We start from the raw sequence: 12,422 nt of genomic DNA, 5'->3' as shown, positions 1-12,422 counted from the left end.
ACGCCCGGCCACGATCGGGCGCACTCAGCCAGCGCGAATGTCGGGGGCCGTCGACGCTGGGCCCATGAGACACGGCCAGTCCCACGAGTCCGACGCGGCCAAGGGGCCCACCCTGTGGAGTGAGCTGAAGGACGCGGTGAGCCCGCGGGCCGCGCTGCTCGTTCTCGGAGTGCTGACCCTGGGTGTGCTGTTCATCGCCTCGTACGCGGGTGCCTTCCACCACCCCAAGCCGAAGGACATCTCCTTCGGTGTGGTCGCCCCGGAGCCGGTGAGCGGTCAACTGGTCGGCGCGTACGGCAAGTTGCCCGGGCACCCGCTGTCGCCGCGCGTCGTCGGCTCGGTGGAGGAGGCCCGGGGGCAGGTCGAGAACCGCAAGCTCTACGCGGCCCTGGTAGTCGACCCGAGGGGCACCGACGACCAGCTGCTCGTGGCGAGCGGCGGCGGTGCGGCCGTGTCCGACGCCGTCGCGGAGATCGTCGACACGGTGGAGGCCGCGGGCCGGCCGCCGAGGTTCGCCAAGACCGTGGACGTGGCGCCCATCGACAAGGGCGACCAGCGCGGTCTGTCGTCGTTCTATCTGGTGGTGGGCTGGTGCGTGGGCGGCTATCTGTGCGCCGCCATCCTGGCCATCGCCTATGGGGCGCGCCCCGCGAACCAGCGGCGGGCCGTGGTGCGCCTGGGCGTCCTCGCCCTGTACTCGATCGTGCTCGGCCTGCTCGGCGCGGTGGTGATCGGCCCGGTCCTGGGCGCGCTGCCCGGCAGCGTGGTGGCGCTGTGGTGGCTGGGTGCGCTGGTGTCGTTCGCGGCCGGGGCCACCACCTTCGCCTTCCAGAGCATGGCCGGCGTGATCGGCATCGGGCTGACCGTGCTCGTCATCGTGATCGCCGGCAACCCGAGCGCGGGCGGCGCCTACCCGTATCCGCTGCTTCCGCCGTTCTGGCGTGACATCGGGCCCGCGCTGATCCCGGGTGCCGGCACGTGGACGGCACGCTCGATCGCGTACTTCGACAACCGGGCGATGGGCGGCCCGCTCCTGGTGCTCGGGGCCTGGGCGCTCGCCGGAGCGGCGGTGACCATGGTTTTCGCCTCGCTGAAGAAGGGCCGCGACACGATCGACGCGAGCGAGGTCCGGCAGTGACCTCCGGTGGAGGCCCGTTCGAGGACCCCGCATGGGCGTGATCCGTGACCATCCCGAACTCGCCCTGTTCCTCTGCCTGGCCGTGGCTACCTCGTGGGCAACAGTGACCAGCACATGCCCTCGGCCGCGCAGAGCTCGGTGCCGATGCTCGGCTGCACGATCACGTACGCCCTGTCCCACTTCCTGCTGCCGCTGACCGGTCCGATCCTCGTCGGCATTCTCGGCGCCTGACCCCCACCACTGAGCCCTCCGCGACCTCCAGGGAGCCGACGTGCCGAAGACCACCTTCACCCGCGAGGAGATCCAGTCCCTCGCCCGGCTCAGCCCGTTCGAGCTGAAGGACAAGTTCATCCAGATCGCGCAGGAGGTCCAGGCGGACGAGCCCGGCCAGAAGGGCACGTCGTCCGTTCAGATGCTCAACGCCGGGCGTGGCAACCCCAATTGGATCGCGTCCGGCCCTCGTGAGGCCTTCTTCGCGCTCGGCTATTTCGCGCTCTCGGAGTCCAAGCGGGTGTGGAGTGCCGACAACCTCGGTGGCATGCCGGAGAAGAAGGACATCGGCGTACGTTTCGACCGCTGGCTGCGCGCCAACCCCGAACTGGACGGCACGGAGATGCTGCAGGCCTGCGTGGACAAGGCCGTCGAGCGCTTCGGCTTCGACAAGGACGCCCTGCTGCACGAGCTCGCAGACTCGATCGTCGGCGACAACTACCCGGTGCCCGGCCGCATGTTGATCCACGCCGAGCAAATCGTCCGCGGCTACATCGGCGACGAGATGTTCGACCGGAACCCGCCCGCGGACAACAACCTCAGCCTGTTCGCCACCGAGGGCGGCACCGCCGCCATGTGCTACATCTTCGACTCGCTGATGAAGAACGGCATCCTGCACAAGGGCGACAAGATCGCGCTCCTGGTGCCGGTGTTCACGCCGTACCTGGAGATCCCCGAGCTCGACACCTACGAGTTCGACGTGGTGCACGTCGAGGCCGGCCTGTTCGCCGAGGAGGGTGTGCGCGAGTGGCGCTACCCGACGGAAGAGGTCGCCAAGCTGGCGGACCCGGACATCAAGCTGGCGTGCATCGTCAACCCCTCCAACCCGCCCTCCCTGGCGATGAGTCAGCGCGTCATCGACCAGATCAAGGACATCGTCGCCACCGAGAACCCCCACCTTCTCTTCGTCACCGACGACGTGTACGGCACCTTCGTCGAGGGCTTCCGGTCGATCGCCGCCGACCTGCACCGCAACACCCTGCTCGTGTACTCGTACTCCAAGCACTACGGCTGCACCGGGTGGCGGCTCGGCGTGATCGGCCTGCACGACGACAACGTGATCGACGAGATGATCGCGAACCTTCCGCGGAGCGAGAAGGAACGGCTCGCCAGGCGTTACGGGTCCCTCACGCTGGAGCCCGAGAAGATCAAGTTCATCGACCGGCTCGTCGCCGACTCCCGGCAGGTCGCCCTCAACCACACCGCCGGCCTGTCCCTGCCACAGCAGGTGCAGATGGTCCTGTTCTCCCTCTTCGACATGCTCGACGAGGGCCAGGCGTACAAGCTCAAGGTCCGCTCCATCGTCCATCAGCGCCTCGAACTGCTCCTGGAGGGCGCCCAGATGAAGATCTCGGAGGACGCCGGGCGGGCCGGCTACTACATCGAACTCGACCTGCTCGCGGAGGCCGAGCGGGTGCACGGCAAGGACTTCGCGGACTTCCTGGAGCACAACTACGAGCCGGTCGACCCGCTGTTCCGCCTCGCCGAGCAGACCCGGGTGGTGCTGCTCAACGGCGGCGGCTTCGAGGGGCCCCAGTGGTCGGTGCGGGTCTCGCTCGCGAACCTCGACGACCTGGACTACCTGAAGATCGGGCACCATCTGCGGGAGATCTTCGGCGATTACGCGAGTGAATGGCAGGCGTCCAAGGCCTGAAGGTCCAAGGTCTGAAGGTCCAAGGCCTGAAGGTCCAAGGTCTGAAGCGGGCCGTTACGTCCCTGTGGGCGGCGGGAGTTGACCCGTGGTCAGGAACTGCTCGACGCGCTCCTCGTACGGCGCGATGTCGATGCCCTGCCCGTCGAGCCAGGCATCCGAGTAGTACTTGTCGAGGTAGCGCTCGCCCGGGTCGCACAGCAGCGTCACCACGCTGCCCTGCTCGCCGGCCGCCCGCATCTCCGAGATGATTTTGAACGCGGCCCATACGTTGGTGCCGGTCGAGCCGCCGCACTTGCGGCCGAGCAGCCGCTCCAGGACCCGGATCGTGGCGATGGACGCGGCGTCCGGGACGCGCATCATGCGGTCGACGGCCTCGATCACGAAGCTGGGCTCCACGCGCTCGCGCCCGATGCCCTCGATGCGGGAGCCGATGGTGGTCGTCACGGAGCGGTCGTCGTCGCGCCAGCCGCGCATGAACGCCGAGTTCTCCGGGTCGGCGACACAGATGCCGGTGGCGCGCTGCGTGTAGTGCAGGAAGCGGGAGAGGGTGGCCGAGGTGCCGCCGGTGCCCGCCGCGGCCACGATCCAGGAGGGCTCCGGGAAGCGCTCCTGGGCGAGTTGGCGGAAGACGGAGTCGGCGATGTTGTTGTTGCCGCGCCAGTCGGTGGCCCGCTCGGCGTTGGTGAACTGGTCCATGTAGTGCCCGCCGGTCTGCTCGGCGAGGTCGGCCGCGACCTGGTAGACCGAGGACGGGTCGTCGACCAAGTGGCAGGTGCCGCCGTGGAATTCGATCAGGTCGCACTTGCTGCGTACGGTCGTCTTCGACATGACCGCGACGAACGGTACGCCGATCAGCTTCGCGAAGTACGCCTCCGAGACGGCCGTCGAGCCGGAGGAGGCCTCGATCACCGGCTTGCCCGGCTTGATCCAGCCGTTGCACAGCGCGTGCAGGAACAGCGAGCGGGCGAGGCGGTGCTTGAGGCTGCCCGTCGGGTGCGTGGACTCGTCCTTGAGATAGAGGTCGATGCCCCACTCGACGGGCAGCGGCACCGGCAGCAGATGGGTGTCGGCGCTGCGGTTGCCGTCGGCCTGCACCTTGCGGACGGCCTCGCGCAGCCAGGCCCGGAAGGCGGGGTCGTAGCGGTTGATGTCCTCTTCGAGGGCGATGCCGCTGCAATCTGTCCGGGATGGTGAGGTCATAGGGCCATGTTCAGGGCGGCCGCGGCCGTCCGCGAGCAGGGAGCCGCTGGTCGTAGGCCGTCCGGAGGGACGCCAGTGGTCTGGGCCAGTGAGAGTTATCCACAGGCCTGGTCGTGATGTTCGGCAACGCGTACGGTTTCGTCCCATGAAGATCCTGATCAGCGCCGACATGGAGGGCGCCACCGGCGTGACGTGGCCCGCCGACGTGCTGCCCGGCACGCCCCAGTGGGAGCGGTGCCGCGCCATGTTCACCTCGGACGTGAATGCCGCCGTGCTCGGTTTCTTCGACGGCGGTGCCGATGAGGTGCTCATCAATGAGGCGCACTGGTCCATGCGCAATCTGCTGCTCGAGCGTCTGGACGAGCGCGCGGAAATGCTCACCGGCCGGCACAAGTCGCTGAGCATGGTCGAGGGCATCCAGCACGGGGACGTCGACGGCATCGCCTTCGTCGGCTACCACACGGGCGCGGGCGCGGAGGGCGTGCTCGCGCACACCTATCTGGCCAACTCGATCACCGGGGTGTGGCTGAACGGCGTGCGGGCGAGCGAGGGCCTGCTGAACGCGCAGGTGGTCGCGGAGTACGGAGTGCCCGTCATCCTCGTCACCGGTGACGATCTGACCTGTGACGACGCCCTCGGCTATGCGCCCGAGGCACGCAAGGTCGCGGTGAAGGACCACGTATCGCGGTACGCGGCGGTGTGCCGCACCCCCGCGCGCACGGCCGGTGACATCAGGGCCGCGGCCAAGGAGGCGGCGGCGCTCGCGGTGCGGCACGAGCCGGTGCGCGGCGGGCCCTTCACCGTGGAGCTGGAGTTCGACGCGGAGCACCTGTCGATGGCGGCGACGGTCGTTCCGGGTGTCGGGCGAACCGGGGAGCGCAAGGTCGCGTATACCTCGCAGGACATGTACGAGGGGATTCGGACCTTCAAGGCGGTCACCACGATCGTCTCGGCCGCGGTGGAGGAGCAGTATGGCTGACCGCCAGTCAGGCGCCCGGGCAGTTGCCGAGCGCGCAGCCGGCGAGGTGGACGACGAGGCGCTCGACGAGGTCGTGCGGTTCACGTCCGACCTGATCCGCATCGACACCACCAACCGAGGCAGCGGCGACTGCCAGGAGCGCCCGGCCGCCGAGTACGCCGCCGAGCAGCTGGCGGGCGCAGGTCTGGAACCGGCCATGCTGGAGCGCACCAAGGGCCGGACGAACGTCGTGGCGCGCATCGAGGGCACCGACCCCTCTGCCGACGCGCTGCTCGTCCACGGCCACCTGGACGTCGTGCCCGCCGAGGCCGACGACTGGCAGGTGCACCCGTTCTCCGGCGAGATCCGCGACGGCGTGGTCTGGGGCCGGGGCGCGATCGACATGAAGAACATGGACGCGATGATCCTGTCCGTCGTACGCGGCTGGGCGCGCGCGGGAATCCGCCCCCGCCGGGACATCGTGATCGCCTTCACCGCCGACGAGGAGGCCAGCGCCATCGACGGCTCCGGCTTCCTCGCCGACCACCAGCGCCACCTCTTCGAGGGCTGCACCGAGGGCATCAGCGAGTCCGGCGCCTTCACCTTCCACGCAGGTGGCGGCCTGCGCCTCTACCCCGTCGCGGCGGGGGAGCGGGGCACCGCCTGGCTCAAGCTCACCGCCGAGGGCCGCGCAGGACACGGCTCCAAGGTCAACCGCGCCAACGCGGTCAGCAGGCTCGCGGCCGCCGTCGCCCGCATCGGGGACCACGAGTGGCCGGTCCGCCTCACCCCCACCGTGCGTGCCGCGCTCACCGAACTGGCCGCGGTCCTCGGCATCGACGCGGACGTCGACGCCCCGGACTTCGACGTCGACCTGCTCCTGAGCAAGCTGGGCCCGGCCGCGTCCCTCGTCGAGCCCACCGTGCGCAACAGCGCCAACCCCACGGTCCTCGAGGCCGGATACAAGGTCAATGTGATCCCCGGGCACGCCACGGCCTATGTCGACGGCCGTGTGGTGCCCGGCGGCGAAGCAGAGTTCCGCACCACCATGGACGCGCTCACCGGACCCGATGTTTCCTGGGACTACCACCACGGCGAGGTCGCACTGCAGGCCCCCGTCGACTCACCCACGTATGCCGCGATGAAGGCGGCGCTGGAAGAGTTCGACCCAGGGGCACATGTGGTGCCGTACTGCATGTCGGGTGGCACGGACGCCAAGCAGTTCTCCCGCCTCGGCATCACCGGCTACGGCTTCTCGCCGCTGAAACTGCCCGAGGGCTTCGACTATCAGGCGCTCTTCCACGGCGTGGACGAGCGGGTGCCGGTCGAGGCACTGCACTTCGGGGTTCGTGTGCTGGACCGATTTCTGCGAACGGTCTAGGGAAAGTGGGGGACATGGTGCGCACCGAGGCGTACGGAGCCTGGACATCACCGATCGACGCCGCGCTCGCGGCCTCCCACGACGGGCGGCCGGAGTACGCGGAGTTCGTCGGGGACGAGGTGTGGTGGACCGCGCCCCGCCCGACCGAGGGCGGGCGCCGGGCGCTGGTGCGGCGGCGGGCCGAGGGCGGCGAGGAGTCGGTGCTGCCCGCGCCGTGGAACGTCCGCAGCAGGGTCATCGAGTACGGCGGCCGGCCCTGGGCCGGAGCGCAGCAGGGCGGCGGGCCGCTCCTGGTGTTCGTCAACTTCACGGACCAGCGGCTGTACGCGTACGAGCCGGACATACCCGGCAGCGAGCCCCGGCCCCTGACCCCCGTCTCGCCGGTCGGCGAAGGCATCCGCTGGGCTGATCCGCAGCTGCGCCCCGACCTGGGCGAAGTGTGGTGCGTGCTCGAGGAGTTCACCGGGGACGGACCCAGTGATGTGCGCCGGGTGATCGCGGCCGTACCGCTCGACGGCTCGGCCGCCGAGGACCGGAGCGCGGTGCGGGAGCTGTCCGACGGACGGCACCGCTTCGTCACCGGCGCCCGGCTCTCGCCCGACGGACGGCGTGCGGCCTGGCTCGCCTGGGACCACCCGCGGATGCCCTGGGACGGCACCGAGTTGTTGGTCGCCGACGTCGGCGAGGACGGCCGCTTCGGTGTGGCGTCGGCGGTCGCGGGCGGACCCGAGGAGTCGATCGCCCAGGCCGAGTGGGCGCCGGACGGGACCCTGCTCTTCGCGTCGGACCGCACCGGCTGGTGGAACCTGTACCGGGCCGACGACCGGGGCGGAGCGGTCGCGCTGTGCCGGCGTGACGAGGAGTTCGCGGGACCGCTGTGGAAGATCGGCGTGCGCTGGTTCGCACCGCTGGACAACGGCCTGATCGCCGTCGTGCACGGCAAGGGCGCCACCGCGCTCGGGATACTCGACCCGGAGACCGGGGAAGTCGTCGACGCCGCGGGCCCCTGGACCGAGTGGTCCGGCACCCTCACCACCCACGGCAGCCGCGTCGTCGGCGTCGCCGCGAGCCCGCGCAGCGCGTACGAGGTCGTGGAGCTCGACACCTCCAGCGGCCGGGCCCGCGTCATCGGCGCCACACACGACGACCCGGTGGACCCCACCTACTATCCCGAACCCCAGATCCGCACCTTCAGCGGCCCGGCAGGGCGCGAGATCCACGCCCACATCTATCCACCGCACAACCCCCGACACCGCGCCCCGGACGCCGAGTTGCCGCCCTACGTGGTGTGGGTGCACGGCGGGCCGACCGGGCACGCCCCGCTCGTGCTCGACCTGGAGATCGCCTACTTCACCTCGCGCGGCATCGGCGTCGCCGAGGTCAACTACGGCGGCTCGACCGGGTACGGCCGCGCGTATCGCAACCGGCTGCGCGAGCAGTGGGGCGTCGTCGACGTCGAGGACTGCGCGGCCGTCGCCCTCGCCCTCGCCGAGGAGGGCACCGCCGACCCGGCGCGGCTCGCCATCCGGGGCGGCAGCGCGGGCGGCTGGACCGCGGCGGCCTCGCTCGCCCTGACCGATGTGTACGCCTGCGGCACCGTCATCTACCCGATCCTCGACCTCACCGGCTGGGCCACCGGCGAGACCCACGACTTCGAGTCGCAGTACCTGGAGTCCCTGGTCGGGCCGCTCGCCGAGGTCCCGGGCCGCTACCAGGAGCGCTCGCCCGCCGCCCAGGCGGACAGGATCACCGCGCCGTTCCTGCTCCTGCAGGGCCTGGACGACGTGATCTGCCCGCCCTCCCAGTGCGAGCGGTTCCTCGCCCGGATGGCGGGGCGCCGGGTGCCGCACGCCTACATCGCCTTCGAGGGGGAGGGGCACGGCTTCCGTCGCGCGGACACCATGATCCGCGTACTGGAGTCCGAACTCTCCCTGTATGCCCAGACCTTCGGCATCAGACCGCCCGGCATCGCGACCCTGGAGCTGTCCAAGTGACACCGCCCAACGGAGCCCGCCGACCGGCTCCCCTCGTGCGCCCCCGCCGCCTCGTCCCCGGCGACCGCGTCGCCGTCGTGGCGCCCAGCGGCCCCGTCCCCGAGGAGCGGCTGCAGGCCGGTCTCGACATTCTGCGCGGCTGGGACCTGGACCCGGTCGTCGCACCCCATGTCCTGGACCGGCACGCCGAGTTGGGCTACCTCGCCGGGGCCGACCGGGACCGCGCCCGGGACCTGCAGCAGGCGTGGTGCGACCCGTCGGTCGCGGGGGTGTTCTGCGCACGCGGCGGGTACGGCGTGCAGCGCATGGTGGACTTGCTCGACTTCGACGCGATGCGCGCGGCCGGTCCCAAGGTGTTCCTCGGGTTCAGTGACATCACCGCCCTGCACGAGGCCTTCGCGGTCCGCCTCGGCCTCGCCACGCTGCACGGACCGATGGCGGCCGGCGCCGACTTCATCAAGAACGCACGCGCGCAGGACCACTTGAGGGCCACGCTGTTCGCCCCCGAGTCGGTACGCACCATCGAGGGGTCGGGCCGGGCGATGGTCCCCGGCCGGGCGAGCGGCATCACGCTGGGCGGCTGCCTCTGCCTGCTCGCCGCCGACCTGGGCACCCCGCACGCCAGGCCCTCCGCCCGAGGCGGCCTGCTCTGCCTGGAGGACACCGGCGAGGAGCCGTACCGCGTCGACCGCATGCTGACCCAACTCCTGCGCTCCGGCTGGCTGGAGGGGGTCTCGGGCATCCTGCTGGGCTCATGGGCGGAGTGCGAGCCGTACGAGGAGGTACGGGCCGTCCTCGTCGACCGCCTTGCCGGGCTCGGGGTGCCGGTCGTCGAGGAGTTCGGGTTCGGGCACGGCGAGGGAGCGCTGACGATTCCGCTGGGGGTGCCTGCCGTGCTGGACGCGGACGCGGGGACGCTGACGCTGGAGGTTCCCGCGCTGGGCTGACGCCGGCCCGTGCTGGGCCGACCCGGTCCGACCCGCCCCGGTCCGACCCGCCCCGCCCCGGCCCGGCGGTCGGGCGACGTGCGCCCCAGCAGCCCCACCCTTCACTGAATCTCCGTCAAGAAACCCCGGTCACACCCGTTGACCCGGATCTGACACGTGTCACAGCATGAGCGCGTCCCCGGACTTACCCGTGGGTAATTTTCAGTCCTCAGCGTGGAGGTCGTGCGTGTCCCGAGCCGTGCCCCGTTCCCGTAAGCCCCTGGCGATGGCCCTCGGTGCCGCGCTCGCCGCACCGCTCGCCCTGGCCGCTGCGCCCGCCCACGCGACGGACGCCGCGACAGGTCAATTCACCGTCACCGCGCTGAAGTTCACCGTCGACGCGGGCGGCACCACCTGCACGGTCGACGCCGACCTCTACCGCCCGGCGGGCGCCGACCGCGCCCACCCGGTGCCCGCGATCCTGACCACCAACGGCTTCGGCGGCAGCAAGGCCGACGGCTCCACCGACGCCACCGCCAAGGCCTTCGCCCAGCGCGGCTACGCCGCCCTCGCCTACTCGGGCCTCGGCTTCGGCAAGTCCGGCTGCCCGATCTCCCTGGACGACCCGCGCATCGACGGCAAGGCGGCCTCACGGCTCATCGACTTCCTCGCCGGCAAGCGCGCCGCCGACGACGGCACCAAGGCCGATTTCGTCACCAAGGACGGCAAGGGCGACCCCCGTGTCGGCATGATCGGCGGCTCCTACGGCGGGGCGATCCAGCTGGCGACCGCCGCCGTGGACCGCCGCGTCGACGCGCTGGTCCCGATGATCACCTGGAACGACCTGGCCTACTCGCTCGACCCGAACAACACGGCGCAGACCAGCGGCGTCTCCTCCGACACCCCGGGCGCGTACAAGTACCAGTGGACCAACGGCTTCTTCCTCATCGGCGAGGCACAGGGCCTGCTCAACCCCAGCCTGGACCCCTCCCGGCTCGGCGCCTCCGGCTGTCTGCACTTCGTCGCCGGCGCCTGCGAGACCAAGCGCCTCCTGGACGCCAAGCGCTACCCCACGGGCCGCACCGCCGAGATGCTGAACTTCGCGCGCGGCACGTCCCCCGTGTCGTACGTGAACCGGGTCAAGGCACCGACGCTGCTCGTCCAGGGGCAGGCCGACAGTCTCTTCAACCTCAACGAGGCGACGGCGACGTACAAGCAGCTGAAGGCCGCCGGCACCACCACCAAGATGATCTGGCAGTCCTGGGGCCACAGCGGCGGCCTCACCGACCCGGCCACGGGTGAACTCAACCTCGGCCAGGGCAACTTGGAGACGAGCTACGTCGGCAAGCGGATCCTCGCCTGGTTCGACCGCTACCTGCAGAAGCACAAGGGCACCGACACCGGCCCCGAGTTCGCGTACTACCGCGACTGGAAGTCGGCCACCGACGCCTACGGGACCGCCGCACGGCTGCCCGCCACCAACCAGAAGCTCTACCTCTCCGGCGACGGCAAGCTCGTCGACAACCGCAGCAAGGTCGCGCGCGGCAGCCGCGAGTACAAGAACTGGCTGATCCCCACCAGCCACTCCGAAAGCTCCCTCGCCGGCATGATCGGCCTGCCCGACCCGGCACCCCGGGACACCAAGGGCACCTACCTCGACTGGACCAGCGAGCCGCTCACCGAGGCCACCGACGTCGTCGGCGCCCCGAAGGCGACCTTGCGCGTCATCTCCCCGAAGACCGAGCGGGTGCAGAACTCCGGCGACGGAGCCGACAAGCTGGTGCTCTTCGCCAAGCTGTACGACATCGCGCCCGACGGCACCAAGACCCTCGTCCACCGCCTGGTCGCACCGGTCCGGGTGCCCGACGTGACCAGGAAGTTCACGGTCACCCTGCCCGGCATCGTGCACCGCTACGAGAAGGGCCACCGCCTCCAGTTCGTGATCGCCGCGAGCGACGACGCGTACTTCGGCAACAAGGGCGTCAAGCCGGTCACCGTCACCAGCGCGCCCGAGGACACCGGAGTCGTCGAGCTGCCCGTGGTCCGGTAACCCGACTGGCCCAGCCCTGAGCGCCTGTCTTTGAACCCCCGCCTGCGCCCCGATGCCCGGCACGCACCCTCGGCGCACGCACCGACTGCGCATGGCAGCGGCTCCGCCGCGGGCGCCGCGCCCGCGCTCCGCGCGAACGACGGGGGTTCGAAGGCAGGCTCTCACCCGGAGGAACGCCGTCCACCCCCGCCCGCCGTGCGCGAAACGGGACCCGCTGCACATCCTGGTCCCAGGGGGCGGACGGCCGAACTCCGACGGAAGGGTCCACGCATGAGCTCCAACGCTTCGAGCGGTGGCGGCGGCAAGAAGAACGGGATGCTCACGCCCGGCCGCCTGACCGTCGCGGGCCTCGGCATTCTCGCCCTCATTTTCATCTTCGAGAACACCCGCAACACCAAGATCCGCCTGCTGATCCCCGAAGTGACCATGCCGCTGTGGATGGCGCTCCTGGGCACGGGCCTGATCGGTGCCCTCTGCGGGGCCTACCTCATCAGGAGACGCAAATGAAGGTGCAGCGCACGCGCGGCCGGCGCATCGGCGTGGTGGCCGGAGCCGCCCTCGCCATGACCGCGATGACGGCAACCGCGGCGATGGCGGCGGGCCCGCCGATGCCGGACTTCGAGGGCAAGCCCTTGATGAACGTCTTCAAGACGGTCGACTACCGCACCCGTGTCGACGTACGCGACGCCAGCGGCTTCAACCGCTACGTCCTGTGGCCCGGCAGCTGGAAGGTCTGCGAGCAGACCCCGAAGGCGGGCGTCGAGCTCAACGGCCAGACCGTACTCATCGGGGTGGTCAAGAAGACCGAGCCCTGTCCCAAATAGCTCCCCACACCCCGAGTTAGTGTGCCG

General features: G+C 70.6%; 10 protein-coding genes. 9 read left to right on the top strand and 1 reads right to left on the bottom strand.

The window, feature by feature from the left end:
- The first annotated feature begins 64 nt into the window (after positions 1-64).
- On the top strand, positions 65-1,138 hold the full coding sequence (locus OG430_RS10570; RefSeq protein WP_327352188.1) for a DUF3533 domain-containing protein: 1,074 nt from the start codon (positions 65-67) through the stop codon (positions 1,136-1,138).
- A gap of 271 nt (positions 1,139-1,409) precedes the next feature.
- On the top strand, positions 1,410-3,062 hold the full coding sequence (locus OG430_RS10565) for a bifunctional aspartate transaminase/aspartate 4-decarboxylase (protein WP_327352187.1): 1,653 nt from the start codon (positions 1,410-1,412) through the stop codon (positions 3,060-3,062).
- 54 nt (positions 3,063-3,116) lie between these two features.
- Here OG430_RS10565 and OG430_RS10560 read toward each other — a convergent pair whose 3' ends face one another.
- A complete protein-coding gene (locus tag OG430_RS10560) occupies positions 3,117-4,262 on the bottom strand; it encodes a PLP-dependent cysteine synthase family protein (protein WP_327352186.1) in 1,146 nt (381 codons plus the stop codon).
- Between the two features lie 145 nt (positions 4,263-4,407).
- Between OG430_RS10560 and OG430_RS10555 the strand changes: the two genes are divergently transcribed.
- The 7 genes from OG430_RS10555 (at position 4,408) to OG430_RS10525 (ending at position 12,395) form a co-directional block, all read left to right on the top strand.
- Positions 4,408-5,241 carry a M55 family metallopeptidase gene (locus OG430_RS10555; protein ID WP_327352185.1) on the top strand — a complete coding sequence of 278 codons (834 nt, stop codon included), beginning with the start codon at positions 4,408-4,410 and terminating at the stop codon, positions 5,239-5,241.
- Positions 5,234-6,601 (top strand): M20/M25/M40 family metallo-hydrolase, encoded by a 1,368-nt coding sequence (locus tag OG430_RS10550; protein WP_327352184.1) that lies wholly within the window; start codon positions 5,234-5,236, stop codon positions 6,599-6,601. The genes OG430_RS10555 and OG430_RS10550 overlap by 8 nt, the downstream gene beginning before the upstream one ends.
- Before the next feature lie 14 nt (positions 6,602-6,615).
- The gene (locus OG430_RS10545) at positions 6,616-8,595 is read left to right on the top strand and encodes a S9 family peptidase (RefSeq protein ID WP_327352183.1); all 1,980 of its coding nucleotides are present in this window, start codon (positions 6,616-6,618) and stop codon (positions 8,593-8,595) included.
- Complete coding sequence (locus OG430_RS10540) at positions 8,592-9,542, top strand: S66 peptidase family protein (protein WP_327352182.1); 951 nt, start codon at positions 8,592-8,594, stop codon at positions 9,540-9,542. The genes OG430_RS10545 and OG430_RS10540 overlap by 4 nt, the downstream gene beginning before the upstream one ends.
- Positions 9,543-9,807: 265 nt before the next feature.
- Positions 9,808-11,571: a CocE/NonD family hydrolase gene (locus OG430_RS10535; RefSeq protein WP_327359037.1), complete on the top strand. Its 1,764-nt coding sequence runs from the start codon at positions 9,808-9,810 to the stop codon at positions 11,569-11,571.
- Between the two features lie 270 nt (positions 11,572-11,841).
- Entirely contained in the window at positions 11,842-12,078 is a 237-nt protein-coding gene (locus OG430_RS10530) for a DUF1049 domain-containing protein (RefSeq protein WP_327352181.1), read from the top strand.
- The gene (locus OG430_RS10525; protein ID WP_327352180.1) at positions 12,075-12,395 is read left to right on the top strand and encodes a hypothetical protein; all 321 of its coding nucleotides are present in this window, start codon (positions 12,075-12,077) and stop codon (positions 12,393-12,395) included. Before OG430_RS10530 ends, OG430_RS10525 begins: the two co-directional genes overlap by 4 nt.
- Positions 12,396-12,422: the final 27 nt, after the last annotated feature.

It is taken from the genome of Streptomyces sp. NBC_01304 (assembly GCF_035975855.1).
Lineage (GTDB): Bacteria > Actinomycetota > Actinomycetes > Streptomycetales > Streptomycetaceae > Streptomyces.
This window is presented reverse-complemented; position numbering and strand designations above follow the sequence as displayed.

Excerpts from the sequence above, each read along its gene's own strand:
- OG430_RS10570 (WP_327352188.1), top strand. The coding sequence starts at position 65 with ATGAGACACGGCCAGTCCCACGAGTCCGACGCGGCCAAGGGGCCCACC.
- OG430_RS10560 (WP_327352186.1), bottom strand. The coding sequence starts at position 4,262 with ATGACCTCACCATCCCGGACAGATTGCAGCGGCATCGCCCTCGAAGAG.
- OG430_RS10555 (WP_327352185.1), top strand. The coding sequence starts at position 4,408 with ATGAAGATCCTGATCAGCGCCGACATGGAGGGCGCCACCGGCGTGACG.
- OG430_RS10550 (WP_327352184.1), top strand. The coding sequence starts at position 5,234 with ATGGCTGACCGCCAGTCAGGCGCCCGGGCAGTTGCCGAGCGCGCAGCC.
- OG430_RS10545 (WP_327352183.1), top strand. The coding sequence starts at position 6,616 with ATGGTGCGCACCGAGGCGTACGGAGCCTGGACATCACCGATCGACGCC.
- OG430_RS10535 (WP_327359037.1), top strand. The coding sequence starts at position 9,808 with ATGGCCCTCGGTGCCGCGCTCGCCGCACCGCTCGCCCTGGCCGCTGCG.
- OG430_RS10530 (WP_327352181.1), top strand. The coding sequence starts at position 11,842 with ATGAGCTCCAACGCTTCGAGCGGTGGCGGCGGCAAGAAGAACGGGATG.
- OG430_RS10525 (WP_327352180.1), top strand. The coding sequence starts at position 12,075 with ATGAAGGTGCAGCGCACGCGCGGCCGGCGCATCGGCGTGGTGGCCGGA.